At 34.9% G+C, this 26,471-nt stretch carries 26 protein-coding genes and 1 pseudogene; 12 read left to right on the top strand and 15 right to left on the bottom strand.

The genetic code is table 11. From position 1 onward, the window contains the following. Window positions 1-77 precede the first annotated feature (77 nt). Window positions 78-1,007: a S66 peptidase family protein gene (locus SPD48_RS14725; RefSeq protein ID WP_336258894.1), complete on the top strand. Its 930-nt coding sequence runs from the start codon at window positions 78-80 to the stop codon at window positions 1,005-1,007. Window positions 1,008-1,324: 317 nt separating this feature from the next. Beyond that, entirely contained in the window at window positions 1,325-1,747 is a 423-nt protein-coding gene (locus SPD48_RS19975) for a helix-turn-helix domain-containing protein (RefSeq protein ID WP_442962166.1), read from the top strand. Window positions 1,748-2,165: 418 nt separating this feature from the next. On the opposite strand, the gene SPD48_RS14715 is transcribed toward SPD48_RS19975, so the two are convergent. Both SPD48_RS14715 and glcD read right to left on the bottom strand, forming a co-directional pair. Beyond that, window positions 2,166-3,509 carry a (Fe-S)-binding protein gene (locus tag SPD48_RS14715; RefSeq protein ID WP_336258893.1) on the bottom strand — a complete coding sequence of 448 codons (1,344 nt, stop codon included), beginning with the start codon at window positions 3,507-3,509 and terminating at the stop codon, window positions 2,166-2,168. Next, entirely contained in the window at window positions 3,506-4,909 is a 1,404-nt protein-coding gene (gene glcD, locus SPD48_RS14710; protein WP_336258892.1) for a glycolate oxidase subunit GlcD, read from the bottom strand. Before glcD ends, SPD48_RS14715 begins: the two co-directional genes overlap by 4 nt. Window positions 4,910-5,047: 138 nt before the next feature. Between glcD and SPD48_RS14705 the strand changes: the two genes are divergently transcribed. The 4 genes from SPD48_RS14705 to htpX all read left to right on the top strand — a co-directional run bounded on the left by SPD48_RS14705 (window position 5,048) and on the right by htpX (window position 7,574). Continuing rightward, a complete protein-coding gene (locus SPD48_RS14705; protein WP_336258891.1) occupies window positions 5,048-5,218 on the top strand; it encodes a hypothetical protein in 171 nt (56 codons plus the stop codon). Window positions 5,219-5,420: 202 nt separating this feature from the next. Next, window positions 5,421-6,035 (top strand): TetR/AcrR family transcriptional regulator, encoded by a 615-nt coding sequence (locus SPD48_RS14700; protein WP_336258890.1) that lies wholly within the window; start codon window positions 5,421-5,423, stop codon window positions 6,033-6,035. A 52-nt stretch (window positions 6,036-6,087) separates the two neighbouring features. Next, a complete protein-coding gene (spx, locus tag SPD48_RS14695; protein ID WP_336258889.1) occupies window positions 6,088-6,507 on the top strand; it encodes a transcriptional regulator Spx in 420 nt (139 codons plus the stop codon). A 185-nt stretch (window positions 6,508-6,692) separates the two neighbouring features. Then, on the top strand, window positions 6,693-7,574 hold the full coding sequence (gene htpX, locus SPD48_RS14690; RefSeq protein WP_336258888.1) for a protease HtpX: 882 nt from the start codon (window positions 6,693-6,695) through the stop codon (window positions 7,572-7,574). 759 nt (window positions 7,575-8,333) lie between these two features. Here htpX and SPD48_RS14685 read toward each other — a convergent pair. The 8 genes from SPD48_RS14685 to SPD48_RS14650 form a co-directional block, all read right to left on the bottom strand. Continuing rightward, complete coding sequence (locus tag SPD48_RS14685; RefSeq protein WP_336258887.1) at window positions 8,334-10,031, bottom strand: DUF6044 family protein; 1,698 nt, start codon at window positions 10,029-10,031, stop codon at window positions 8,334-8,336. After that, window positions 9,997-11,124, bottom strand: coding sequence for a dTDP-4-amino-4,6-dideoxygalactose transaminase (rffA, locus tag SPD48_RS14680; RefSeq protein WP_336258886.1), 1,128 nt, complete (start codon window positions 11,122-11,124; stop codon window positions 9,997-9,999). The genes SPD48_RS14685 and rffA overlap by 35 nt, the downstream gene beginning before the upstream one ends. A gap of 9 nt (window positions 11,125-11,133) precedes the next feature. After that, window positions 11,134-11,490 carry an EamA family transporter gene (locus SPD48_RS14675; protein ID WP_336259035.1) on the bottom strand — a complete coding sequence of 119 codons (357 nt, stop codon included), beginning with the start codon at window positions 11,488-11,490 and terminating at the stop codon, window positions 11,134-11,136. Window positions 11,491-11,501: 11 nt separating this feature from the next. Beyond that, window positions 11,502-12,185, bottom strand: a complete 684-nt coding sequence (locus SPD48_RS14670) for an N-acetyltransferase (protein WP_336258885.1) — start codon at window positions 12,183-12,185, stop codon at window positions 11,502-11,504. Next, window positions 12,154-13,140, bottom strand: a complete 987-nt coding sequence (locus SPD48_RS14665) for a glycosyltransferase family 2 protein (RefSeq protein ID WP_336258884.1) — start codon at window positions 13,138-13,140, stop codon at window positions 12,154-12,156. Before SPD48_RS14665 ends, SPD48_RS14670 begins: the two co-directional genes overlap by 32 nt. Further along, window positions 13,119-14,141, bottom strand: a complete 1,023-nt coding sequence (gene rfbB / locus SPD48_RS14660) for a dTDP-glucose 4,6-dehydratase (RefSeq protein WP_336258883.1) — start codon at window positions 14,139-14,141, stop codon at window positions 13,119-13,121. The genes SPD48_RS14665 and rfbB overlap by 22 nt, the downstream gene beginning before the upstream one ends. Then, window positions 14,134-15,066, bottom strand: coding sequence for a glucose-1-phosphate thymidylyltransferase RfbA (gene rfbA, locus SPD48_RS14655; protein WP_336258882.1), 933 nt, complete (start codon window positions 15,064-15,066; stop codon window positions 14,134-14,136). The genes rfbB and rfbA overlap by 8 nt, the downstream gene beginning before the upstream one ends. Before the next feature lie 277 nt (window positions 15,067-15,343). Beyond that, the gene (locus SPD48_RS14650; protein WP_336258881.1) at window positions 15,344-15,586 is read right to left on the bottom strand and encodes a YkuS family protein; all 243 of its coding nucleotides are present in this window, start codon (window positions 15,584-15,586) and stop codon (window positions 15,344-15,346) included. 393 nt (window positions 15,587-15,979) lie between these two features. On the opposite strand from SPD48_RS14650, the gene SPD48_RS14645 reads away from it, so the two are divergent. The 6 genes from SPD48_RS14645 (at window position 15,980) to SPD48_RS14620 (ending at window position 21,823) form a co-directional block, all read left to right on the top strand. After that, window positions 15,980-17,278 carry an ABC transporter substrate-binding protein gene (locus SPD48_RS14645; protein WP_336258880.1) on the top strand — a complete coding sequence of 433 codons (1,299 nt, stop codon included), beginning with the start codon at window positions 15,980-15,982 and terminating at the stop codon, window positions 17,276-17,278. A 390-nt stretch (window positions 17,279-17,668) separates the two neighbouring features. Further along, entirely contained in the window at window positions 17,669-18,565 is an 897-nt protein-coding gene (locus SPD48_RS14640; protein WP_336258879.1) for a carbohydrate ABC transporter permease, read from the top strand. 17 nt (window positions 18,566-18,582) lie between these two features. Beyond that, window positions 18,583-19,395: a carbohydrate ABC transporter permease gene (locus SPD48_RS14635; protein WP_336258878.1), complete on the top strand. Its 813-nt coding sequence runs from the start codon at window positions 18,583-18,585 to the stop codon at window positions 19,393-19,395. A 13-nt stretch (window positions 19,396-19,408) separates the two neighbouring features. Beyond that, on the top strand, window positions 19,409-20,164 hold the full coding sequence (locus tag SPD48_RS14630) for an MBL fold metallo-hydrolase (protein ID WP_336258877.1): 756 nt from the start codon (window positions 19,409-19,411) through the stop codon (window positions 20,162-20,164). Window positions 20,165-20,295: 131 nt separating this feature from the next. Continuing rightward, window positions 20,296-21,069 carry an HAD-IIA family hydrolase gene (locus SPD48_RS14625; protein ID WP_336258876.1) on the top strand — a complete coding sequence of 258 codons (774 nt, stop codon included), beginning with the start codon at window positions 20,296-20,298 and terminating at the stop codon, window positions 21,067-21,069. A 76-nt stretch (window positions 21,070-21,145) separates the two neighbouring features. Beyond that, the gene (locus SPD48_RS14620) at window positions 21,146-21,823 is read left to right on the top strand and encodes an MgtC/SapB family protein (protein ID WP_336258875.1); all 678 of its coding nucleotides are present in this window, start codon (window positions 21,146-21,148) and stop codon (window positions 21,821-21,823) included. A 21-nt stretch (window positions 21,824-21,844) separates the two neighbouring features. Here SPD48_RS14620 and SPD48_RS14615 read toward each other — a convergent pair whose 3' ends face one another. The 5 genes and pseudogenes from SPD48_RS14615 to SPD48_RS14595 all read right to left on the bottom strand — a co-directional run bounded on the left by SPD48_RS14615 (window position 21,845) and on the right by SPD48_RS14595 (window position 26,060). Further along, complete coding sequence (locus SPD48_RS14615; protein WP_336258874.1) at window positions 21,845-22,414, bottom strand: glycerol-3-phosphate responsive antiterminator; 570 nt, start codon at window positions 22,412-22,414, stop codon at window positions 21,845-21,847. 86 nt (window positions 22,415-22,500) lie between these two features. Beyond that, window positions 22,501-24,141: a glycerol-3-phosphate dehydrogenase/oxidase gene (locus SPD48_RS14610; RefSeq protein WP_336258873.1), complete on the bottom strand. Its 1,641-nt coding sequence runs from the start codon at window positions 24,139-24,141 to the stop codon at window positions 22,501-22,503. A 252-nt stretch (window positions 24,142-24,393) separates the two neighbouring features. Beyond that, the gene (locus SPD48_RS14605; RefSeq protein WP_336258872.1) at window positions 24,394-24,582 is read right to left on the bottom strand and encodes a CsbD family protein; all 189 of its coding nucleotides are present in this window, start codon (window positions 24,580-24,582) and stop codon (window positions 24,394-24,396) included. Window positions 24,583-24,689: 107 nt separating this feature from the next. Then, the gene (locus tag SPD48_RS14600; protein WP_336258871.1) at window positions 24,690-25,433 is read right to left on the bottom strand and encodes an SDR family NAD(P)-dependent oxidoreductase; all 744 of its coding nucleotides are present in this window, start codon (window positions 25,431-25,433) and stop codon (window positions 24,690-24,692) included. 83 nt (window positions 25,434-25,516) lie between these two features. After that, window positions 25,517-26,060 (bottom strand): annotated as a pseudogene (locus tag SPD48_RS14595) (nitroreductase family protein). Between the last annotated feature and the right edge of the window lie 411 nt (window positions 26,061-26,471).

The raw sequence follows: 26,471 nt of genomic DNA, 5'->3' as shown, positions 1-26,471 counted from the left end.
AGTAATACATGTCACGGAGGGGCGAGTAATTGAATAGGTTAATGTAGTATAAAAAGTAGTGGCAGGTGTTAATTAATATGGCAATTAAACCTCCGATTTTAGAACCAGGGGATACGATTGGGATCGTTACTCTTGGCAGTCCGTTGAATCCACTGATTATTAACGAGAGAATTCAATTCTTAGAAAGCCTTGGATTCAATGTTGTTCTTGGAAGAAATGTATATGCTGCAACAGGCTTTCTCGCTGGAACAGCAGAACAAAGAGCCGCTGATTTAATGGATATGTTCACAAATGATGTAGTAAAAATGATTCTTCCAACTAGAGGTGGTGTCGGTGTACAAGGGATCTTGCCTTATTTGGATTATGAAGTAATAAAAAATAATCCCAAAATCATTTCCGGGTATAGTGATATAACGATATTATTAAATGTCTTATCCCAGAAGTCCGACCTGATCACTCTTCATAGTTTATTGTTGCTTGACTTTCGACCAACTACTCCAGCATATAATTTTAATCAATTTTTTGAAGCAACATCGGTTGTCTTACCGACTAGAGTGATTGAAAATCCTCCTGGAGTCCCACAAATAAGTTTGATACAAGGTAATGTCACTGGACCGCTTGTAGGTGGAAATTTAACTTCCTTAATTGGGACGCTTGGAACACCTTATGAGATCGACACGACTGGGAAAATACTCTTTTTAGAAGATACGCATGAACCGATTAATACGATCTTTAGATATCTATCGATGTTGGAGACAGCTGGAAAATTTAATGATTGTATCGGGATTGTCATGGGGGAGTGTACAAACTGTCCAGATGCATATAATACATCTTATGCAGATCTAATTAATGGAGTGATTGTACCGTTAGGGAAGCCGCTTATGACGAACGTTGCAACTGGACATGGATTTTATAAAGCTGCTATTCCTGTTGGAGCAACAGCTAATTTGAATACATTCAATAATACGTTGACCATTACCGAACCAACCGTGAGTGCAGTCACATAAAAAAGTGAGTGGGACAAATGAATAACAGGTCCTCTTCAGAGGTGAAAAAAGGTAATTAATATATCAAACTGCATCTTGAAAACCATCAAATTTTAGTCTCAATTAGCACTGTATTTTGCAGTGCTTTTATGCTGCATTTAAAGAGAGTCTTTTATAATTATGTTAAGCTGTATATAAAGATACAACTAATGGGAAATAGTCTTTAAAAGCAGAAAATACAAGGTAGCAACAACAGGTTGCACCTTGATGCACCTAGAACTATCTTTACTTTAACTGTCACTCCAATAATACTGGAATAAGAAAGGGCGATGAACAACATGTTTTTTGGGGAAAAAATAAAAAGAGAAAGAGAAAAAAGAGGTTGGTCACAAGAAGACCTTGCTGAAAAAATATATGTTAGTCGCCAATCCATTTCAAAGTGGGAAACTGGTAAAAACTATCCCAGTATCGAAGTGATTATCAATTTAAGTGATTTATTTGATATCACAATCGATGAATTATTAAGGAGTGATGATGAGTTGAAAGAACAAGTGATTCAAGATAGTAAACAGAAGTTGGGTTGGAAATCATATATTATGTTTGGTTTAGGTATCTTAATAGGTATTTTAATTGTTAGCACAATCAGACATGGAGGAATTAATTGGATTTCCATCGGTAGAGCAACGGGTGTAACAACTCTCCTGTTTCTTACTTATTTTCTTTTACGCAAGGGAATAAGAAGAGTGGAACAAAAAGGGTAAGTTACATATTACGTAAACGTGCACGATTGTGGAAGTATGTTATAATCATATGAATTTTCAAGGAGGTTGGGACAAAACAAAATAGTAGATATGAAAGACGATCACTATTTCAAGTTAGCGAAGTTTATTTCTGTAGCGATTATTATAAACGTAATTATTCGTGTTTCAATAACTCTTTCTAGCTTATGTCCCAACCTTATGTCTTTTATTTCTTTTACTTAAAATGTTAGCAAATTAATTTATCCAACTTGAAGTATTACACCGTCTATTGTAATACAACAAATTAGACTAAAAAATTGTATTCAATAATGGAATTTAAAATGGTATATTAACAAAAACAGGATAACAAATCAGTTGTGATTTAGTATCTATTTTGTAATGGCGCTTATTGCATTTTCCAAAAGAACTTGTAATTAAATTAATTAGCACTCTCTTTTTCTAGTTTATTTTCATATGCTTCCAATAAAAAGTCCACAATATGTACCGCTTCCACTTTTCCTGTTAAGCCTTCTCGTTCGATGCCTAGTTTCATTTGTAATAAACAGCCTGGATTAGAGGTGACAATGGTAGTCGCTTTTGTCTTTTTCGCTTGTTCCATTTTGTAATTTAAAATTTGCATAGACATCTCTGATTCTACGATATTATATATCCCTGCAGATCCACAGCAACGACTTGCATCATTCATTTCAATGTATTTTACTCCATCAATCGACTGTAATAACTGCCTAGGTTCTGTAAATGTTCTTTGACCGTTTTTCAAATGACAGGAGTCTTGATAGGTAACAATTTGTTCATCTAATTGAAGCTCCGACGTATCAAAATTTAGGTCTATTAAAATGCTAGAAATATCTTTGATCTTTGCCGAAAATGCCGCGGCTCGTTCTTTCCATTCTGGTTCATCCTTAAACAAATAATCATAATCATGAAGAAAAGCACCGCAGCCACCAGCGTTCGTAATAATATAATCAATTTCTTCATCTTCAAACACACGGATATTTTTTTTCGCCATTTCTTTAGCAAACTTCATTTCTCCACTATGACCATGTAATGCTCCACAACAGCCTTGGTGTTCAGGAATAACAACTTCACATCCAGCATATTGTAATAATTTAGTGGTCGCATCATTTGTCCTCATAAAAAGAGTATCCATTAAACACCCAGCGAAAAATGCGACACGCTTTTTCTTCTCAAAATAGGCTTGCAAAAATTGTGGTCTGTTGTTTAATTCCTTTCTTTTAGGAACATTAGGTAAAACTTTTTCCATTGTTCGTAAATTTCCCGGTAAAATATTGATCATACCGGTTTTTTGAGCTGCTCGCTGTATCCCGCTTCTTTGATAAAAACCTACTAAGCTTGTTAAATTCCTCATTCTGTTTTGGTGAGGAAATAGGGAACGAAAGGCAAGCTTTCGAGTAAGTTTAGCAGGTATGGATTGTTTATTAGACTGATAGATTGCATCTCTTGCTTGTTCTAATAGATGACCAAACTTTACTCCAGAAGGACAGACGGGTTCACAAGCTCTACAGCCAAGACACATATCGATCGAACGTTTCACTTCATCTGTCGGTTCGATTAAGCCATCCACAACACCTTTCATAAGAGCAATTCTGCCTCTTGGTGAATGAACTTCGTCTTTTCCAGTTTCTATATAAGTTGGACAGCTAGGAAGGCAAAACCCACATCTTGTGCAATTCATTAATTCATTATAATCAACTTTTTCTTTAAAGGCTTGTTGAATTCGTGCTTGTTCTTCTTGTTTCAAGACAATTTCACCTCCGAGCTGCGAGTAAACATTTTGCCAGGATTCAAAATATAATTCGGATCGATCGCTTCTTTAATGTTCCGCATCACATCCACACCAGCTTCTCCGACTTTTAAATGTAAGTACGGTAATTTCATCGCTCCTACTCCATGCTCTCCGGTAATAGTGCCTCCTAATGCAACGGCTTTCTTAAAAATTTCTTCAAATGCTTTTTCAACCCGAGAAATCTCCTCTTTATTTCGTGCATCTGTTAGACAGGTAGGATGTAAATTACCATCGCCAGCGTGACCGAACGTACATATATTCACATTATATTTCTCCGCAATTTCTTCGATAGCGTTTACCATATTAGCAATCTCAGACCTTGGCACTGTTGCATCTTCTAAAATAGTCGTAGGCATCAGTCTCGATAAAGCGGACAAGGCAGCTCGACGGGCAGTCATCAGCCCCTCAGCTTCCGCTTCAGTCTTAGCAATCGATATGTCAAATGCATGATTTTTATTGCATAGTTCAGATATTTTTTTAATATCACGTTCAACGACTTCCGGAGCACCATCCTGTTCGATTAATAGAATCGCCTTCGCTTCGGTAGGAAGACCGATTTGAGCAAAATCTTCAACTACTTTTACTGTTTGTTGGTCTAAAAACTCAAGCGTAACAGGGATAATCCGATTTTCGATAATAGCAGAGACAGTTTTGGCTGCAGATTCTAAATCATGGAATAACGCTAACATCGTCTTTTTTGCTTCTGGTTTTGGAATAAGTTTTAAAATGGCCTCTGTAATAATTCCTAGAGTGCCTTCCGAACCTGTAAATAATTCAGTAAGATTGTATCCGGCGACATCCTTTGCTAGTTTTCCTCCTGTGCGAATAATTTCACCGCTAGGAAGGACGATTTCTAGACCAAGCACATAGTCATTTGTCACTCCATATTTTAATCCACGCAATCCTCCGGAATTTTCACTAATATTTCCACCAATTTGAGAAATATGCATGGATCCAGGATCAGGTGGATAAAACAAACCGACTTCATCGGCTGCTTCAAAAATTGTTTTAGTATAAACACCTGGTTGTACAGTCATTGTTAAATTTTTCTCATCTATTTCCAAAATCTCATTCATATGATTAAAAAGTAATACAATACCACCTTCTAGAGGAGTAGTTCCTGCGCATAAGTTCGTTCCTGAACCGCGTGGAACGATTGGGATTTTATTTTCATTGCATATTTTGACAATTTCAGCAACTTCTGATGTATTTCGTGGTGAAAGCACCGCTTGAGGTAATGCTTGATATTGTGCAGTAGAATCATAGGAGTAGGCAAGCAGTGTAGCTTGATCTGTTTTTGCATTGTCTTTACCGACTATTCGGTTAAACGTATTGATGATAGGTTCCGGTAACATGAAAGTCCTCCTTCATTTCTGTCTTATATGTATTATAATGGAAACAGCATATGAAATATATTGAAACAGGAAAAAAGGTAGTAATAAGGTAAATATAAGTTAATACAGATGTACGTTGAAACGCTAGGAGTGAACAAAATGAATGAAGAATATTTTGTAGGATGGGGAACATTAGCTTTAATCAATGCAGGTTTAGCTCAAGGAAAAAATCGAAGTGGACTAAACTGGTTTTTACTTTCTTTAATGCTTGGCCCAATTGCTACTTTTTCGCTCGTCTTATTTGATAAATTGCCGAATAATAAATTGTAATGAAAATAAGTGAACCGTTTTGATACAGAACGAATCTACTCGTTGATATTCCGAATAGATTCGTTTTTTTCATATCATACTAAAAATATAATTTTGACAAAATAGTGACACCTTGTCATAGAGTCGTTGACAAGTGACATGGTGTCATTTATACTAAAATTATTGAATGACACAGTGTCACTTATAGTACAGGAGGATGAAATTGCCGAGACAAACTTTTTTCAATTTGCCGGAAGAAAAAAGGCAAATATTATTATCAGCAGCAACAAAAGAGTTTTCCCGGGTCTCGTTAGGAAAGGCTTCTGTTGCAAATATTGTAAAAGATGCTGAAATACCAAGAGGAAGTTTTTATCAGTATTTTGACGATAAAGAAGATCTTTATTTTTATCTTTTAAATGAGCATGCTGCTAAAAGACAAGATGAATTTATTGCCTCCTTAAATAAAAATAATGGAGATATTTTTGAATCTATTAAAGAGATGTTTCATTCGATGTTAGTAGAGATGGACGATGAAGGAATTCGCAATTTTTATAAAAATGTATTTTTAAACATGAACTATAAAATAGAGAAAACATTTCTTAAAAGTATCAACTACAGTGGGATGAACAAGCATTATTCCGTGTATAAACAATTAATTAATCGTGATCTGTTAAACATTGAAAATGACTGTGAACTATTTCAAATGGTGCAAATCGTTTCGATGATCATGTTGGAAAACATTGTCCGAAAGTTCGCTAAGGACCTGACGAATGAAGAAGTGATCTATAATTATACGACACAAATTAATTTGTTGAAACGTGGATTTGTTAAGAAATAGTCTATTACCTTATGAAAATAAACTATATTTCTTTTGAAAGGTTGATTTAATGATGAAAATAAAAGTATATGGATCTTCGTGTGCATCTACAAGAAAATCAAGGCGATGGTTTAACGCACATAATATTCCTTATATTTACCGAGATATAATGAGGCATCCTTTATCTGTTGACGAAATTCAACATATTCTACGTTTAACAGAAGCTGGTACAGAAGAGATTATTTCGACGAGATCAAAAATATATAAAGAATTAGATTTAAACTTAGAAACTTTACCGTTAAAAAAATTGTATAAACTGATCCAGGAGTTTCCGAGATTGGTTCGTCATCCGTTAATTTTTGATGATAATAAATTACAAGTCGGATTTGATGAACATAATATTCGCCAATTTATCCCCCGTGAAGAAAGAAAAAAACTTCTATTCGAAAGTTTATTTTCTTTTAATCAAGACCCACAAATAGAAGGTATATAGATGAGAGCTCTATAAGTTGATGTACATCTGACCTATGCCAAGAGTAGGGTTTTACGTAAATTTATTGGAAATAGCTAGTTCCAATGATTCATTTCTATCGCTCACCTTATAAATCTCTTAATATAAGTTCATATTTTATGTAAGATGTTATAAAATAATTAGTATAGATAATAAGGAGGAACAAGATGGGGAAGAGGATTTTTTATTTTTTATTAACAAACGTATTAGTTTTATTGACGATTAGTATTATTTTTACAATACTTCCAATAGGTCATTATATTGATCAATACGGAAATATTAATTTTGGTTCGTTATTGATTTTTAGTGCGGTTATCGGTTTTACAGGTTCATTTATTTCACTTTTAATTTCAAGATGGACAGCTAAGAAAATGATGGGAGTAAAAGTGATTGATCCTGAGCGCCCAGAAAACGAGTATGAAGCGATGGTAGTTGAAAAGGTACATCGCTTATCGAGAGCGGCAGGTCTTGTCCATATGCCAGAAGTGGGAATTTATCATTCGCCGGAAGTAAATGCGTTTGCAACTGGACCTTCTAAGAAAAGTTCTTTAGTAGCGGTTTCTGCAGGGCTTTTAAATGAAATGGATGATGATGCAATCGAAGGAGTCATTGCACACGAGGTAGCTCATATCGCTAATGGAGATATGGTTACGATGACGCTTCTTCAAGGAGTTGTGAATACATTTGTTGTATTCTTATCACGTATTGTTGCCTATATTGCTTCTCAATTTGTACGAAGCGAAATTGCACCAATCGTTCATTTCGTCGCAATTATTGTTTTCCAACTACTATTTTCTATTCTCGGCAGTCTTGTCGTATTTGCCTACTCACGTCACCGAGAGTTTCATGCGGATAGAGGCGGCGCAGATTTAGCAGGGCGCGATAAAATGAGACATGCGCTAGAAAGTTTACGTGCATATGCTGATCGAGCAACAGTTGGCGGGGAAGATACAGCAGTTGCTACGATGAAAATTAATGGGAAAAAGAAATTTGCAACAATGTTCTCAACTCACCCAGATTTAGAGGAAAGAATTAAACGATTAGCGTAAACGCAAAGAAACTTAAATAAATTTTATAAATATAGAGTTAATCCGAACTGTACACTCTGGCTTAGAGTTTGAATCAGTTCGGATTTTTTAATTTATTGATATTATAATTGGATGTCTAAATGTAAACTATAGTTTTGTAAAAAGATAAGCTATCTTCGCCTCAACTCGAGCAATTTTTAGTGAGTTCGCTCAACTTTCGCCTTAACTCGCGCGACTTTCAGTGCATTCGCTCAACTTTCTCGTTAACTCGCGCGACTTTCAGTTCAATCGCTCAACTTTCTCCTCAACTCGCGCGACTTTTAGTGCGTTCGCTCAACTTTCGCCTTAACTCGCGCAACTTTTAGTGCGTTCGCTCAACTTTCGCATTAACTCGAGCAACTTTCAGTTCAATCGCTCAACTTTCTCCTCAACTCGCGCGACTTTCAGTTCAATCGCTCAACTTTTGCATTAATTCGAGCAACTTTTAGTGCGTTCGCTCAACTTTCGCATTAACTCGAGCAACTTTCAGTTCATTCGCTCAACTTTTGCCTCAACTCGCGCGACTTTCAGTTCAATCGCTCAACTTTCGCCTTAACTCGCGCGACTTTCAGTTCAATCGCTCAACTTTCGCATTAACTCGCGCAACTTTCAGTTCATTCGCTCAACTTTCGCCTCAACTCGCGCGACTTTCAGTTCATTCGCTCAACTTTCGGGTTAACTCGAGCAACTTTCAGCGCATCTAATCGACTGTCGCACTAACATGTTCAACTTCCATTCAAATTAAGGAACTTCATACAAATAAATTTCCCAATAGGAGTTCTCGGTTGTAAAACTCCCTTCAAAATTGACTCCCAATTCCTCTGCATTATTAATTGGTAGTCCGGATAAAATATATTTTCCTCCAAGTGATTTAAATGCTTCTAAGTTAAGGTCTAAGTTTTCAATCTTTGTCTTACTGCCTTTTTTATAAACATACTTTTTGCCAATATCATCGCTATATAGATAAAGTCGGCTACCCCAAGTATCATAATACTTCTGAAGTGTCTTGTTTTTCTCTAATTCTGGTGCAATGATGTTTCGAAACTCATGTTTATATGTAAGTGGAATGGTATTGTTGTACGTATCTAATGTGTAAAAACCATTATACTGTGCAATAGTTGGATGCAGAGCAAGGCTTGCGACACGGTAACGATCGGGCGGTTCTCCGATATATTCTTTTATTTGCCGAAATAAATCTTCATCATAAAACTCTGCAAAAGTAGGTGTTCCAACTTGACGATATTTAATCTCTTCTGTTAGTAAAAATAACTGACTCAGTTGAATAATGAGTGCAGCGGAGACGATAATGGATCCCCATTTTATGTTTTTCCAAATAATTGATAGAGCAATGGCAAACATCATATACCATAAGAATGGGCGCAATAAATGAAAACGGCCGAAGTTAAATTCATTGAAAAAAGAGAAATGGTCTTTTATTATCCGTAATCCTTCCCAGTACCAAAAGCTATAAATGACGGAGAAAAGGATATTTAAAAGGAACAGTTTGATTAAGAAATGAATAGATCTTTTTTTAAAAAGAGCAATTATAATGCTAATTAAAATAACAGGTAAAATGACCGTTTCATGAACATCAAGAGCATGGGTATGGCTATAGATAATGTTTTTTTTCAATAATTGAAATGTCTGTCCGAGATTATTATAGCCAAGATCAAGCTCTTTCCGGTGAGAGTCAGTGTCACCAGTAATAAACATGGAGTAAATAAGTAAATAATTTTTTATTAAAAAAATTGAAATCATTGTACAAATGGCTACAAAAAAACCGAGATTAAACCGTTTTTCTTTCCAAAAATCATATAAGAATAGAAGGCCAATGATTGTTAAGTAGAAAAAGAACGTTAAAATAAAGTTAGCAAAAAAAGGAATGATAAATAGGATGATCCAATGGTGTATCGGTGCTTGAAACTGTTTTTCACGAATGGAAAGAAAAAGATATGTTGCAAGTGGTAAGCCTGCAATGGATAGCATTCCAGACGGCCAAAATGGTAAAAGTGCAAAACAAACCGAAACACCGATGATAATTATATCATTCGATCTTTGATCATCAGATAGGATATAAGTCCGAAGTAAATAATACATGCCGATAAAAGCTGTAATTCGCATAATTGTTTGACTAATAGAATAAGCGACAAACGGCGGAAATACTACATAGAGCCATACTACACCATCTAAAGCAGAAGGGAGGGCACTACGGGGCAGGCCGTTTATTATATTGGGCAAAACTGCATCCGGTCCAGCAAAAATCATTCCGCTCTCAGCTAATACTTTATACCAGACTATATTTGAATCTAAATTATCATGAACCCGAATATGCGTATGTTCTCCTAAAAAATAATAAGGAGACACATACGCAAGAATAATAAGAATGGCAGTAATAAATAGCCCTTTATGAAAAAAAGGTATAGATCTGTTCTGTGACATACGTAACATCCTTCTCTGATATCCCATAAAAAAGTGGTAAACGAATTAGACGTTCACTTTCTTTTGTTGTATAGCGATCATTTCCAACGAAGATACCGAATTTTTTCCCGGCAACAGAAGTATGGAGTGGTACATAATGAGACGTCGTTTGAATTTTTTTATTTTGTAAAAAATTCATTAGCTTAGTTCTTTCATCTTTGTCTGCTGTTTTAATAAAAAACAGATGAGCATTATGGACAGAAAAGGGAGGGACAGCAGGTTTTTCAATTCTTTCTTGACCTGCTAATTCTGCCAGTTTTTCATCATATTGTACCCACGCGTTCATTCTGTTTGTATAAATTTTATCGGCATTTTCTAACTGAACGTATAGAAAGGCAGCACTTAATTCATTTAATAAATAGGAGGAGCCAATATCTCTCCACGTATATTTGTCTACTTTTCCTTCTTTAAAAGCCGTTCGATTTGTGCCTTTTTCTTGAATAATATGAGCACGTTCTACTAGACGGTCATCATTGATTAATAGTGCACCACCTTCTCCACACGTATAGTTTTTCGTATCATGAAAACTAATCGTAGCTAAATGTCCGATGGAACCGAGAGGAGAGTCCTTATACTTACTTTGTAAGGCCTGGGCCGCATCTTCAATGACCCATAAACGATAAGTAGCTGCCAGTTTCATAATTTGATCCATTTCACATGCAACACCTGCGTAATGCACGACGACGATTACTTTTGTTTTAGTTGTAATGGCATGTTCTATTGATTCAGCAGTAATATTCATAGTGTATGGATCGATATCTACATAGCGAATGCTTGCACCACGGAGCACAAAAGCATTTGCTGTTGAGACAAATGTATAAGATGGCATAATAATTTCATCGCCTTCTTCCACATCGATGAGTAAGGCGCACATTTCCAAAGCAGCTGTACAGGATGGGGTAAGTAGCGCCTCTTTACACATTGTAATTTCTTTAAGGAGTTCAATACATTTATTCGTGTATGTATTATTTCCTGACAATTTTTCTTGGTGTAATGCTTGTTCTATCATATGTATTTCCTCACCAAGAATTGCAGGTTTATTAAAAGGGATCATTTCATCACCTCATATACTTTGACTTGAAATAAAAATTCCCACTACAATAAATGCGAGTCCAACCACTTTCTGAATGGTGACAGGTTCAGCGAACAGAAAGGCAGACAAAAGAAACACAAGCGCAAAGGATAAACTCATAAATGGGTAAGCATAACTAATATCAAATTTAGTCATTGTCGCCATCCAAAAAAGAGATGCAATGAAAGCGGATAGTAATCCGGATAAAATAAATGGATCAATTAATAAAGTAATTATCGCGATCAATTTACTTACAGTTTGGTCTGGTAAATTCCCAACTTGGTCGATACGCCATTTGAGTATGAGTTGACCGTAGACAGTAAAGCCGATTGTTAAAGCTATATACATATATCCCAATCTTACACATCCTTTAATGATTCGCTGTTTAACTTATGATACACATCAACTGTTTTATGTAAGGTAAAACCAAGTTGTAGAAACAAATTTAAAGACTTTAAATTTGCTGCCGAAATTGATGTTTTTAACTGATCATATCCTTGTTGAAACTGTTTTTTTACAGCCATGCTCGTAAATGGTTTTGCCAGTTTTGCTCCTTGGTAAGCAGGATCGATACTTAATAGCAAAACAGCATCATCTTTAAACCCATAAAATCCTACTTCTTTTTCGTCATAAACAAGGGCATACATACAGTCTTCATCAATTAGGTCTTTTACCCATCGCATGTATCTCTCGTCTGCCAATTTATTTGGGATGTTAAAGTCCCTATGAAAGCGGCCATGTTCAAAAGTAGTAGCAGCGATATCTAACAATTTTTCCGGTTCATAATCATTAGTTAAAAAGACAGTATTCCGGTGAAAGAGTTGTAGATTTTCTCTATTGCACCGCGGTTCAATTAAAGAGTCTACATAATAAAAACCATGTTCATGTACAATCTGATGGTTTGTTAATGGATCAATTTTTAATGTATAATGGCCTTCTAACTCATCTGTTAACTTCAATGTATCTTCATTTATATCAATCACTTCGTACGTATCGATGTGAAACGTTCTCTTATCCCAGGGAGTCGGTTTCAACCCGTTCATGAATATCATCTCCTTCGACAAGTATGTTGCGTTCATCTTTTATTAAATATAGTGGACGGGCTTTTGTTTCGTTGAAAACTTTACCTAAATAAAGGCCGATAATGCCTAGATTGAATAAAATCAACCCGCCAAAAAAGAAAATGGAAACCATTAAACTGGTCCAACCGGGAACTTGTTTGGCTAAGAAAAAATAACGTATAAACAAGTAGACCCCATATAAAAATGAAAAAAAAGCAATGAACAAACCTGCTTGAATCGAAAAGCGAAGTGGTTTGTTGGATTGAGAAATAATTACATCGGTCGCTAAAATAATTAACTTTTTAAAGCTATAGGAAGACTTTCCAGCTCTTCGTTGTTGGTGTTTAACAGGTAGATAGGCAGTTTTGAATCCCATCCATTGGATAAATAATGGAAAAATTCGATTTTGTTCTCTCATTTTGCGAAAACCCTCTATTACTCTATGAGAGCTAATACTGAAGTTGGCAACCTGATGGTCACTTGATTGGTTTGCTAAATAGTTATAAATTTTATAAAAATATTTTGAACTCTGTTTTTTTATCAATGAATCTTGACGTTCTTCTCTTGAAGCAAAAACGACATCATAACCTTCTTGAGCTTTTTCATACAATCTCCGGATTTCTTCTGGACGATCTTGTAAATCACAGTCCATCACAACAATCCATTTACCACGGGCATAATCAAGACCAGCCGTGATGGCATGATGTTGGCCAAAATTACGTGATAAATGGATTCCTTTAATTCTTGAATCTAATTTACATAAACTCACGATAGTCGACCATGAATCATCAGGGCTTCCATCATTGATATAAATAATTTCATATGCATCTGTAATTTCCTCTAATGTTTGGGAAATTCGTTCTGTTAATTCAAGTAAACAATGATTACACCCGTATACGGGGATGACGACAGAGATTAACATATTTTTTCTTTCCATTTTCTCACATACCAGTCCACTGTTTTTTCTAACCCTTCCTCTAACATAACTTTTTGTTTCCACCCTAGATTTTTCCTTAACTTTGAATCGTCAACTGAATATCTACGGTCATGACCTAGACGATCATCTATATACGTTATTAATTGTTCATGTTTAAATCCATCTTTTTTCGTAAGCGGATGTTCATCAAGTAGAGCGCATACTTTTTTAGCAATCGTATTGTTGGTCTGTTCACAATTTCCACCAATATTATATTTATCTAAACGATTTGCATGATGAAATATTAAGTCGATTGCTCGGCAATGGTCCATCACATAAAGCCAATCACGGATATTCTCGCCATCTCCGTAAATAGGAATTTCTTCTTTCTTTATTGCTTTTGAAATAATCGTCGGAATAAACTTTTCTTTATGTTGATTCGGTCCATAATTATTAGAACAACTCGAAATGACGACATTCATTCCGTACGTATAAGCGAAACTTTTTACAATTAAATCAGCACTCGCTTTAGAGGCACTATAAGGGTTGCGTGGATCATATGGTGTATCTTCATGAAAACTTCCATTAGCTCCGAGTGAACCGTATACTTCATCAGTTGAGATTTGATGAAATCGATTAGTATGTATGTTTCCTTGTTTTTCCCAATGTGTTTTGGCACTATTTATCAAATTAAATGCACCGTATACATTGGTTGCCATAAATGTTTTTGCACAATTGATCGAACGATCTACGTGTGACTCGGCAGCAAAGTTAATGATTCCTGTAATTGTAAAGGAATTAAATAACTCATTAACGAATTTAACATCCGTAATATCACCTTGAATAAATGTATAATTTTTATTGGGTAGATTTGCGATGTAATCTACGGAACTGGCATACGTTAATTTATCGATATTAATAAGCTGTTTGTCCGGGTGTTTTTTCGTAAAATACGTAACAAAATTAGAACCGATAAACCCTGCACCACCGGTTATTAACAATGTTGGCTTAGAATTATCCATGTCTTACCGGCCTCAAGTGGGGATAATGTATGGATTCATCCCAATATTGTTGGGTATGTTTTCGTTCTGCCAGTTCCAATAAATATGTTCCGTATTCATTGTTTTCCATTCGCTTTCCGATTTCATAAAGGTCCTCTTTCGAAATAAACCCAAGATAGTATGCAATTTCTTCAAGGCAGGCAACTTTGAACCCTTGGCGGTCTTGAATACTTTTAACGAATGCTGAGGCTTCAAACAAAGCTTCATGGGTACCTGCATCCATCCAAGCAAACCCACGCCCAAGTAACTGCACCTTCAATTGTCCTTTTTCAAGATATAATTTATTTAAATCGGTTATTTCCAGTTCCCCTCGTTTAGAGAATGATAATTTCTTCACCATCTTAACTGCTTGATGATCGTAAATATATAATCCTGTTGCGGCAAAATCAGATTTAGGTTGCTCCGGTTTTTCTTCAAGTGAAATAACATTTTGCTGCTCATCGAACTCAATGACACCAAATCGTTGTGGATCCTTTACACGATAGCCGAAAATGGTAGCATGCTGATTATCGCGAATCGCTTGCCGAATGACATTTGTAAACCCTTGGCCAAAGAAGATGTTATCTGCAAGGATAAGCGTAACATCGTCTGTCCCAATAAATTTTTCTCCAATGGTTAATGCTTCAGGAATTCCATTTGGTTCCTCTTGGATTTCATATGAAAGTTGAATGCCAAATGAACTTCCATCGCCTAATAAGTCTTGGAAACGAGATTGATCTTCTTTCGTACAAATAATAAGAATATCGGTAATTCCTCCTAACATTAAAACGGAAATCGGGTAGTAAATCATCGGCTTATCATAGATAGTCAGCAAATGTTTATTTGTACTATTCGTACTCGGCAAAAGACGTGAACCTGTTCCGCCTGCTAATACAATGCCTTTCATAATCGTCACCCCTAAAGATAATTTTAGAAAAAGGTGTTTACGGTATTTCAAGATTTTACAAAATACTCTATGTAAATTTGTTTTAAGTAAAGTAAAAGAAGAAGTTAGCTTCATGTATAAAGTTACTAAATTACATCCCCCTTACTAACCATTCATAAACACCTACCAAGGAAATTAGATGTTAAGTTTTTATTACGATTGTTTTCTTCTTGAAATAATGTCTATGAATTAAAAAATCCACACCATTTAGCGGTGTGGACTTTTATATCATGTTTACTTAATGTACTCTTTTTTCAACCATTTCGCAGATTTCATCTAATGTTGATCCTTCGGCATTAATTACAGAACCTTCGATTGCAACATCGGCAATTCCCATCATATCCTTGTCTGAACCTGAGATAACAATGCTATCACAACCTGTAGCATCCTCCTCGGATTGAATTTCTACTACTTCATGTCCCATTTCCTTTAATGCTTTTTTTACATTTGAAAGTGCCGGTTCAACTCCGATTCGTGCCATTTTATTTGCCTCCTCTAACTTTTTAAACTATTCTTCTTTAGCATTTCCAAAAATAAAAACGATATTCTGTTTTACATATCTATTCCTTTTGAGAGCGATTTTAAACGAACAATATAAAAAAGTTATACGTAATTGTTCGGAGTGAAAGAACAATTGTACGAAGCTTGTAGAATCTAGAAGCGAGAATAGTTCAGATAATAAAAAATATTTAATTTCTATTTACATAAATTAAATATTTAGGTATATTGACATAATTTTTCTATTCATATAAAATGAAGGAAATAATATTATTGGGTTGGAGTAGAGAGAACCCCCATGTGTTTCATAAATTGGTGTGCAATCAATTTATTTAACCATGGGGATTTTTTACTTCCAAAAAAAGGAGTGGGGTTAATGAGGAAAGGGTTAATGCTTTTATTATCTGTCTTACTTGTCGTATTTTTAGCAGCCTGTGGCGGTGGGGATAGTGCAAGTGAGAAGAAAGAGAAAAGTGGCGATAAAACTGAAATCGATTTCTACTTCCCGGTAGCAGTTGGTGGACCAATCGCAAATTTAGTTGATGATCTAGTAGCTGATTTTGAAGAAGATAATCCGGATATTAAGGTGAACGCAAAGTTTGGTGGAAGTTATGAAGAAACGATGACACAAGTAATGGCAGCAGTACATGGTGGTAATGCACCAGAATTAGCTGTATTATTCTCGATTGACTTATTTACTTTATTAGAAAATGATGTTATTGAAGAGTTAACACCTTTATTTGATCAAGCTTATTTAGATGATTTTTATGGTGCTTTCATGGAAAACTCATCGATTGACGGTAGCGTATATAGCTTACCATTCCAAAGAAGTACAATCGTATTATATTACAATAAAGATGCATTTAAAGAAGCAGGACTCGATCCTGAAAAGCCACCTGCCAACTGGGATGAACTAGTTGAGTACGGTAAAAAATTAACCATTGATGAAGGAAAAACGCAGTGGGGCTTAGAAATTCCAAGTACTGGATACCAATATTGGATGCTTCAAGCTTTAGCACTACAGACGGAAGAAAACATCATGTCGAAAGATGGTAAAGAAGTTTATTTTGATGCTCCATATGTGAAAGAGTCGATGGAATACTGGTTAGATTTAGGAAATGAACATAAAATTATGCCTGAAGGAATCATTGAATGGGCAACCGTTCCTTCAGATTTCTTAAGTGGAAACACAGCAATGATGTTCCATACAACAGGAAACTTAACAAATGTAAAAGAAAATGCTGAATTTGACTTTGGTGTTTCTTTCTTACCAGCAAATAATCAATATGGTTCCCCTACAGGTGGAGGAAATATCTACTTATTTAAAGATATTCCAGAAGAAAATCGTGAAGCAGCAATTAAATTTATGGAATTCTTAACAGAACCAGAGACTATTGCACAGTGGTCAATTGATACTGGCTATGTTGCAACAAGAGAATCTTCTTATGAAACAGAAGCTTTAAAGGAATATACAGAAGTATTCCCTGAATCAACTGTTGCTCGTGAGCAATTAGAATACGCAGATAGTGAATTAGCAACATACCAAAACGGTGAAATTCAAAAATTATTTAATGATGCACTTCAGTCGATTCTAACAGGCAACACTTCTGTAGAAGACGGGTTAAAAAATGCCCAAGAAGAAGCTGATAAAATATTAGAACCGTTCCAAGATTAGCAGTTTAAATGAACGAAAAAAATCCTAGAGAGAAAAAGGATTTTAATGAATGAAAGAAATGTTCCTGTTATATATACGTAAGCTTTAGAACGTTCTATAGCTTACGTATAGAGATATTTCCGGTGACAACTTGCTGCAGTCTTTTAGGTATTTATTCAACTAGTTATCTTAATGATGCGGCAAGTTTTTTCTTTCAAAATATAGAAAAATGGAAGCGCTAAGCTTTATAAAAAAGCGACAATATAATAGGAGGTTGGGACAAAACAAAATAGTAGATATGAAACACGAACCGTATTTCTGTAGCGACTATTATAAACGTAATCATTCGTGTTTCAATAAACTCTTTCTAGCTTTTGTCCCAGTCTCTAATTGGAGGTATTTAGTTTTATTATGGCTCATCAGAAACCTAAAAAAGGGTTATCGGTTAGTATGAAAGAAAATTTATTTGGTTATTCTCTTTTAATTCCATCATTTATTTTCTTGTCGTTATTTACATTTTATCCTGTCATCAAGTCAATTAAATTAAGTTTTTATAGTGGTCCTTTAACTAGGTTGCAGTTTTCAGGACTTGATCAATACAAAAATGTTTTTTCAGACGAATTATTTCGTAAAGTATTACTAAACAACATTCTATTTTTAATTGGCACAGTACCAACAAGTATCTTTTTAGCAATGTATTTAGCTATTTGGGTAAATAAAAACATTAAAGGGAGTTCTTTCTTACGAACAGCTTTCTTTTATCCTACATTAATTCCTTTAATAGCTGTTGCGAATATTTGGTTATTTGTTTATACACCTAAATACGGTTTAATGGATCGCTTCTTAGACTTTTTGAGTATCCAGGGACCTAACTGGTTAGGTAGTCCAAATCTTGCTATGTTTGCAATTATATTTATGATTATTTGGAAAGATGCCGGTTTTTATATGATCTTTTATTTGGCAGGATTACAAAATCTACCTGGAGATGTTTATGAAGCTGCTTTAATCGAAGGAGCAAAACCGTTTCAAATGTTTAAAAATATAACATTTCCACTGCTTATGCCGACAACTCTCTTTGTTATGATTGTTGCAATTACAAACTCATTTAAGAATGTTGACCATTTATACATTATGACAAAGGGTGGCCCTGATAATGCTACCAATTTACTTCTTTATTACATTTATGAAGTGGCATTTACAAATTGGGACTTAGGAAAAGCTGCTGTATTAACAATTATTCTAATAGCAATATTATTGTCAGTAACAGCTTTTAATTACTTTTATCTTGATAAAAGAATTCATTATTAGGAAAGGAAGCTATTATTTTGGGGAAAATACTCAACTATTGTTTACTCATTTTCTTAGGACTATTATTTTTTATCCCACTAATATGGGTTTTTATTACATCTATTTCGCCATCAGGTGAGATTATAAGCGGATCTAATCCATTCTGGACAAAAAATCCAACCTTGAATAACTTCAAAGAGGCTTGGGAAGCAGCACCATTTTTAAAATATTATTTGAATACGTTAATCATCGTATTTGGAGTGTTAATTGTACAATTACTGACAATCACTCTTGCTGCTTATGCATTTGCGCGAGTCAATTTTAAAGGAAAAGAAATTTTATTCATAGCGTTTTTAATACAGTTAATGATTCAACCGGAAATATTATTATTTCCAAACTATCAAATTATGGCTCAGTTAGGGTTAGTTGATACGAAATTAGCTGTGATGATGCCATATTGGGCTTCTGCATTCGGAATGTTTTTAATGAGACAGACATTTAAACAAGTACCTTACGAGTTGGATGAAGCGTCCAAAATGGATGGAAGCCGTTGGTGGCAAACGCTATGGCATGTATATATTCCAGCCGCTCGACCGACGTACGTAGCCTTTGCACTTGTTTCGGTAAGTACACATTGGAGTAACTTTATGTGGCCGTTAATTATTACGGATTCCGTTGATAACCGTCCACTAACAGTTGGATTAGCTTTATTTGCGCAAGCATTTGAAACAGGGGCACAGTGGGGAGTCATTACAGCAGGAACGGTAACCGTTATTCTACCTTTATTGATAGCCTTCTTTATTTTCCAAAAGCAGTTTGTTTCAAGCTTTATGCATTCAGGAATAAAGTAGGGGGACTTTCCATATGGCAATGATTTATTTTCTTGGGACAGGGAGTGCTTTCCCAAGTTCGGAACGAGATAATACATCTTTTTTGTTTTCTTATGATGATAAAAATATTTTAGTAGATGTGAGTGGAAATCCAGTGAGAAGATTAAAAGAAATAAATAAATCTTCTCGAGAAATTGACAGTATCCTTTTAACTCATATACATATTGATCATATATATGGACTTCCTTCATTATTATGGGGAATGTGGCTTGAAGGGCGAACAGAACCGTTATTCATTTATACGGAGAAGCAAAATGAGGAACAGCTGAAGCGTTGGATGGATACGATTCAAATTGATGAGTGGGGGATTCAATTTGATATCCAGCTTATACCATTTAATGGAGAAGAACCATCTGTAATTATACAGACAGATGACATAAAAGTAGGGACATTTCCAGCAAAACATTCTATTCCTACAGTGGGGTATGAGTTTATCTATAAAGAAAAAAGAATCGTATATTCTGCAGATACTGAAATAAATGAACATCTAAATGAATATAATTATATTGATATTTTAATTCATGAAGCAACGACAGCTCAAAACATAACAAAATTTCATTCAAGTATGGAAGAAGTGTTGACAAAATATGAGTTAGAAAAAATTGAGAAAATCATTTTTGTTCACTTAAGTGATTATGAGCCTTATGATAAAGTATATAAGACGTTTGAAAAAAATAATGAAAAAAATTCTATCCTAATTGCATATGATCAAATGAAAATAACTGTATAACGATAACTGATGGGTGAGAGATGATGAGACCCCTTGTGAATAAATAGCGTTACATGGCTACTCCATGTTGCTATTTTTTACCCAAGGGGTTTTTGTATGTATTGTAAATAGAAATGGACGGTGTATAACGATTGCAAAAGATTCCAAAAGCATTTATTTTTGATTTAGACGGTACAATTTATTTAGGCGATCATCTGATTGAAGGAGCGAAAGAATCGTTACAATGGGTACGGGAGAGTAACGCAAAAGTAAGATTCGTAACGAATAATCCACGCTTTAGTAGACGTTTTTATCTGGAAAAACTTCAACGTTTGGGGATAGAGACGACGTTTGATGAAATTATTACTTCCGCTCAAATAACAGCTAGTTATTTAGCGCAGAATGAACAGTACGGCAAAATTTTTGTTATCGGGGAGGATCAACTTTTATCCGAACTTAATGAAAAGAAGATTAATGTGGTAAACGATGATACGGCAGATACTGTATTAGTCAGTTTTGATACGGATTTATACTATGAAAAATTAATGATCGCCTATCGAGCGCTCAATAATGGGGCCAACTTTATTACAACAAATCCAGATGCAGTTTGTCCCACACCGGACGGTGGTCTCATCGACTCGGGGGCAATTATTGCCGCTTTGGAAACTTCTACTTCTAGAAAGTTAGAAAAAGTAATTGGAAAGCCTTCAAAAATATTAGGAGACTTACTCATTCAACAGCTAGGTGAAGAAGCTAACGATTGTGTCGTTGTGGGGGATCGTTTAAATACAGACGTTAGGCTAGGAAAACAATCTAATATGCAAGCAATTTGGATACGTGCTTACGATGAAATAATCCCTGAGGACACAAAATATTATCCAGATTATACGATAAAATCAATCGCCCAATTACCAGATTTGTTTTAATTGAAAAGTAGTTGCTGATCTGTTTCGAACATCAATTTGGAGGTAATAAAGACTGGTAGAAATGGAGTGAGATAAGATGTCAGAGGAATTAATTAAATTACTGATTGCTGCTGTAGCTGGATTAGTATTAGGAATCGAGAGAGAGTCGAAACATAAACCCCTTGGGTTAAAAACATGTGTAGTTATTTCTGTAACGAGTTGTTTATTAACTATTATTTCGATTGAGGCATCGATGATCCAATATGATAATCCATTAATTAGATCAGATCCGATGCGTTTATCTGCTCAAATTGTTAGTGGGGTTGGTTTTCTAGGTGCAGGTGTTATTTTAAGAAGAAACAATGATGTCATATCAGGCTTAACAACGGCAGCAATTGTCTGGACGGCATCTGGGATGGGGATTGCAACAGGAGCTGGGTACTTTAAAGAAGTAACATTTGGAATTGTAATCTTAGTTTTAAGTGTTCGTTTTTTGCCCTATATTGTGGCGAAAATTGGCCCGAAAACTCTACGAGAAACGGAAATTAATTTGACAGTCTATATCGAAGACGATGAAAATATCACAGGGTATATTTTTAATGAGATTAGTAAAATTGTCGGCGATTTGAGAAACGTAAAAATCAGTGGAAGAGAAGAACAATTAAAAGTTGAATTACGCTGTACACTAGATGAGCGAAATGGTGGAATAATGAAGTATTACTATAAAATTAAAGCAATCGAAGGAGTCAAAGGAATAGAAGTAGAAGGGAGATAACAACTGTTATCTCCCTTTTTATTACTCTTTATTCCATAAACCTAGAGAACTGCTTGAAACACCTTGTGCTCCATTTTGTAAAATATGTTGAATCTCATCTTCAGAATGAATTAGTCCGGCTGCAATAATAGTCTGGTCAGATAAAGATTTAAGATAATTTTGAATGTGGGGGACAACGACCCCTGGTAAAATCTCGACGGCATCAGGCTTCGAACTATTAATTGATTTGATTCCTTGTTTGATTGATGCGGTATCAAGAATAAAAACGCGTTGAATCGTTAAAAGATTATATTGTTTAGCTACTTGAATTAAATTTGTATGCGTAGTAATTATTCCATCGACTCCAACAAACTCGGATAAAAACTTAACTCCAGAAGCGTCTCTTTTTAAACCTTTCGTTAAGTCTAAATGTACAAAGATAAGCTTATCCGTCTCTCTAATTCTATCGACAATCTCTTTTAGCGTACCAATATCTGATTGTATTAATATAATAATATTACAATCAGAATCGAGAACCTTATCCAAATCGTTTGTATCCGTTAACGAAGCGATTAGTGGGTTTCTTTTCAATGCGTAAGATATAACACTCATGTAATAGATTCTCCTTAAAGTTTGATGAAATCATCTTGTGTTTATCTTAATAATATACTACTAACATTGGAACATTCAATTCTTTTTTAACTAAAATTGCTTGCAGTGTGTATATATTTCTCTAAGAATTCTGTTTGTTGTACTTTTTCTTCATCAGACCAATCGAATTTATTGGCCATCGTTTGGATTACTTCGTCCTTCCATTTACGAACTTCTTCGATATTAAATAACAATTCACCTGTTCTTCTATAAAAGAAATCAACCGGATTTAAAACCATTTCATAATATAGCGAGTACATTAACTTACCGAAAATAGCGTCAGGAAGCTGTGAGTCATTTTCATTTAAATAGGGGATGACTTGTTGAATATTGGAACCAAAAAGATGAATTAAATTAAGTGCTTCTGTTTCACTTACCCCTTTGGTTTTTAATGTATTGAGCCATTCTTCTTTGAAGACGCTCCAACCTTTAGAACCGCCAACATTTCCACCAGATATCGGAAGGTTTTTCGTCTGGCAAGTCGGATGGGTGAACTTTTCGTGTGAAATGTATTTTTTATAGAGTAAATCAACAATTGTTTCAGCCATTTTACGATATCCAGTTAATTTACCACCAGCTATTGTAATGAGATTGGATTCAGATTCCCAAATTTCATCTTTTCTTGATATTTCTGAAGGATCTTTTCCTTCCTGATGAATAAGTGGACGAACCCCAGCCCAGCTTGATTCCACATCTTTTTCCGATAATTGAATCGAAGGGAACATATCTTTGATCGCTTTTAATAAGTAATCAACTTCCTCTTCAAGGACATGCATATCACCAGGATCCCCATCGTAAAAGTCATCTGTCGTTCCAACGTAAGTTTTCCCGTCCCGAGGAATTGCGAATACCATTCGTTTATCATGGGTGTCAAAATATACCGCCTGTTCTAAAGGAAACTTAGAGGCATCAAAAACAATATGAACACCCTTTGAGAGCTTCAAATGTTTATTATTTCGTGTATAGTCCAGCTTGCGTAACGAATCAACCCATGGACCACTAGCATTAATGACAACTTGAGATCGTACATCAATTGTTTTATTACTTACCTTATCTTTAACCTGTAATCCACTGATTTTTTTATTTTTATCATATAAAAAGTCTGTAACCTCTGCATAATTAAGAATAGATGCACCTTTTTCATGTGCAGCTTTCATTACTTCAAGGGTAAGACGCGCATCATCTGTCCGATACTCTACATAGACGCCTCCACCTTTTAAACCTTGAGACTTAATAAAAGGAACTTTTTCGATTACTTCTTCTCTTGAAATCATTACCCGACGTTCGCTCTTCTTCACTTGTGCTAAAAAGTCATACATTGTAAGTCCAAGTGAGGTCATTGTTTTACCAAATGTTCCCCCTTGATGAAAAGGAAGCAACATGCGTTCAGGAATTGTTACATGTGGTCCGTTTTCATATACGACAGCTCTTTCTCTCCCTAGTTCGGCAACTTCTTTAAATTCAAATTGCTTTAAATATCTGAGCCCTCCGTGAACTAATTTAGTAGAGCGGCTTGACGTTCCGCTTGCAAAGTCATTCATCTCAAAAAGGCCGACTTTTAAACCACGCGTAGCTGCATCAAGGGCAATTCCAGCACCGGTAATTCCACCACCAATAATTAATACGTCAAAATCATTTGTTTCCAGTTTTTTGGTGATTACGTTTCTATTCAGGTTAGAAAAATACATATTTCATTCCCTCCATCTCTATAAAAAAGGATAAAAAAAGAGACCACAAGAAATACAGCCGCTATATGCAACAATATTATCGTGGTCTCTCATTTATTCTCAAACCAAAATATTAAGTTAGATAAATTATACCATAAGTAGTCTAATTTATCTACATTGAATGAATTGATATACGGTGAATTTCTACAGAGCGTACAGTCTTAATCGCTTTTTAAAGAAAGAGTAGCCAAACGTTAATGCTTCACTATGTGATTAGTGATCATTATTTTTATTGAGATCTTTTTTGAAATCTCCAATTTTATCTTTTGCTTCACCTTTTGCTCTGTCAAACTTACCTTCTATTACTTTTCCTTTATCGTCCGTCATATCTCCATATTTTTCTTTTATTTTTCCTTTAGTCTTGTCCATTTTACCTTCGATTTTATCTTCATAACCATCCATCTGAATCATCCTCTCAAGGGTTTAATAAAGATATTCCCTAGAGGAAGAATGATTAAACGGGGAGGAATGAAACTTTTATGAGATGTGTCACGATTTTATTCATAATATTAAACAGCAGTATAGCCGCCATCAATTGGTAAAATCGCACCAGATATGAATGAAGCATCTTCACTTGCAAGGAATAGAACGGTTTTTGCGACTTCTACAGGTTTACCTAAGCGACCCATTGGATGAAGATCGACTAAACCATCAATTACATCTTGTGATAATGTATTCATCAGTGGTGTTTCAATATATCCTGGAGCGATGGCATTCGCGCGAATTCCCTCTTTGCTATATCTAGACGCTACTTGCTGAGTAAGCATTTTCACTCCACCTTTTGAAGCTGAGTAAGCTGCGAGACCGTCTCTGGCAACAAGACTATGAATGGAACCAGTATTTATAATTACACCGCCATTGCCTTGTTTTAAGAATTGTTCAATCGCATATTTATCTGAAAGATATACACTTGTTAAATTTACATCAATGACTTTTTGCCATTTATCAAAATCTAATTCATGAAGATCGGCTTCAATATTAATACCGGCATTAGCGACCATGACATCTAATTTACCATATTTTTCAACTGTCTTAGATAGTAAATTTTTAATATCATCTTCATTAGCCACATTTGTTTGTACAAAAATCGTATTATAACCTTGTTCGTTTAATTCATCAGAATAAGCTTGTCCTTTTTCAGATAAATCCGCAATAACTACTTTTGCTCCTTCTTTGACAAACTCCAGTGCTGTAGCTTCTCCTAGTCCGCTAGCTCCACCTGTTACGATTACAACTTTGTCTTGAAATCTCAACGATGTCATCTCCTTATTATTTTTCACTATATTATCTATAGTTAGGATACTAATTTTAGAAAATATATATACATAACAGTTAATTACTTGTAAAATTTCACTCGATCTTCAAGTGGTTGGAATTCTTTTTCACCTGGTGTAGTAGTTGGATTACCAAATGGCATTTGTGCAATAAGTTTCCAATTGTCAGGGATATTCCACTCTTTTTTTACTTCATCATCAATTAATGGATTGTAGTGTTGTAAAGATGCTCCTAATCCCTCTGCTTCCAATGCAGCCCATACAACTAATTGATGCATACCTGATGATTGGTTTGACCAGATTGGAAAGTTTTCAGCATATAGTTCAAATTGTTCTTGAAATGTTTTAACTATCGCTTCATCTTCAAAGAATAATACTGTTCCATACCCTGCGCTAAAGGAATCCATTTTTTGTTGAGAGCCAGAAAAATCTCCATCACCCACTACTTTTCTTAATGTTTCAGTTGTAATGTCCCATAAATTATTATGTGCTTCTCCTGTTAATACAACTAAACGTGCAGTTTGAGAATTGAAAGCTGACGGGGTGTACATTAATTCCATCGAAAGAACGTCTTTCTCTTAGTGTAGTGTAGAAATTTTTTTTCATAATATTTCCCTCCTTAGCAAATGGAAGTGCTGTATAGTTCGGCACTATTTTATCCATGCTGTATTAATGTATCCAAAGTGGTTCTTGGGCATTCAATTGAATATTATCTCGAATTAAAACATAATTAATTCAAGGTAATTATATTAAATTAAATTATTATAGCCAACGAGAAGGCTCAAATTGCATTTATAATCATAAAATTAAACAAAAAGCCTTGATAGGTGAGTACCAATCAAGGTTAATTTGTTTAATTTAACGATTTTTAACGTTATCAAGGCTTGGAATCCAGTTGCATTGACAGCAACTTATTGTTTAACTTCTTTCATATATGTAAGCCACTGAGCTTTACTCTCATTATCTCCATTTACGATTTACTTTGAATTAATTCCTTAAATAAACTAATGCTCAAAA

The sequence above is a fragment of the Pseudogracilibacillus sp. SE30717A genome (assembly GCF_037071985.1).
Lineage (GTDB): Bacteria > Bacillota > Bacilli > Bacillales > Amphibacillaceae > Pseudogracilibacillus.
This window is presented reverse-complemented; position numbering and strand designations above follow the sequence as displayed.

Excerpts from the sequence above, each read along its gene's own strand:
- SPD48_RS14610 (WP_336258873.1), bottom strand. The coding sequence starts at position 24,141 with ATGTATTTTTCTAACCTGAATAGAAACGTAATCACCAAAAAACTGGAA.
- SPD48_RS14685 (WP_336258887.1), bottom strand. The coding sequence starts at position 10,031 with ATGTCACAGAACAGATCTATACCTTTTTTTCATAAAGGGCTATTTATT.
- SPD48_RS14640 (WP_336258879.1), top strand. The coding sequence starts at position 17,669 with ATGGCTCATCAGAAACCTAAAAAAGGGTTATCGGTTAGTATGAAAGAA.
- SPD48_RS14605 (WP_336258872.1), bottom strand. The coding sequence starts at position 24,582 with ATGGATGGTTATGAAGATAAAATCGAAGGTAAAATGGACAAGACTAAA.
- htpX (WP_336258888.1), top strand. The coding sequence starts at position 6,693 with ATGGGGAAGAGGATTTTTTATTTTTTATTAACAAACGTATTAGTTTTA.
- SPD48_RS14670 (WP_336258885.1), bottom strand. The coding sequence starts at position 12,185 with ATGAACGGGTTGAAACCGACTCCCTGGGATAAGAGAACGTTTCACATC.
- rfbA (WP_336258882.1), bottom strand. The coding sequence starts at position 15,066 with ATGAAAGGCATTGTATTAGCAGGCGGAACAGGTTCACGTCTTTTGCCG.
- SPD48_RS14645 (WP_336258880.1), top strand. The coding sequence starts at position 15,980 with ATGAGGAAAGGGTTAATGCTTTTATTATCTGTCTTACTTGTCGTATTT.
- glcD (WP_336258892.1), bottom strand. The coding sequence starts at position 4,909 with ATGTTACCGGAACCTATCATCAATACGTTTAACCGAATAGTCGGTAAA.
- SPD48_RS19975 (WP_442962166.1), top strand. The coding sequence starts at position 1,325 with ATGTTTTTTGGGGAAAAAATAAAAAGAGAAAGAGAAAAAAGAGGTTGG.
- SPD48_RS14630 (WP_336258877.1), top strand. The coding sequence starts at position 19,409 with ATGGCAATGATTTATTTTCTTGGGACAGGGAGTGCTTTCCCAAGTTCG.
- rffA (WP_336258886.1), bottom strand. The coding sequence starts at position 11,124 with ATGATCCCTTTTAATAAACCTGCAATTCTTGGTGAGGAAATACATATG.
- rfbB (WP_336258883.1), bottom strand. The coding sequence starts at position 14,141 with ATGGATAATTCTAAGCCAACATTGTTAATAACCGGTGGTGCAGGGTTT.
- SPD48_RS14615 (WP_336258874.1), bottom strand. The coding sequence starts at position 22,414 with ATGAGTGTTATATCTTACGCATTGAAAAGAAACCCACTAATCGCTTCG.
- SPD48_RS14675 (WP_336259035.1), bottom strand. The coding sequence starts at position 11,490 with ATGTATATAGCTTTAACAATCGGCTTTACTGTCTACGGTCAACTCATA.
- SPD48_RS14725 (WP_336258894.1), top strand. The coding sequence starts at position 78 with ATGGCAATTAAACCTCCGATTTTAGAACCAGGGGATACGATTGGGATC.
- SPD48_RS14650 (WP_336258881.1), bottom strand. The coding sequence starts at position 15,586 with ATGGCACGAATCGGAGTTGAACCGGCACTTTCAAATGTAAAAAAAGCA.
- spx (WP_336258889.1), top strand. The coding sequence starts at position 6,088 with ATGAAAATAAAAGTATATGGATCTTCGTGTGCATCTACAAGAAAATCA.
- SPD48_RS14665 (WP_336258884.1), bottom strand. The coding sequence starts at position 13,140 with ATGGAAAGAAAAAATATGTTAATCTCTGTCGTCATCCCCGTATACGGG.
- SPD48_RS14620 (WP_336258875.1), top strand. The coding sequence starts at position 21,146 with ATGTCAGAGGAATTAATTAAATTACTGATTGCTGCTGTAGCTGGATTA.
- SPD48_RS14705 (WP_336258891.1), top strand. The coding sequence starts at position 5,048 with ATGAATGAAGAATATTTTGTAGGATGGGGAACATTAGCTTTAATCAAT.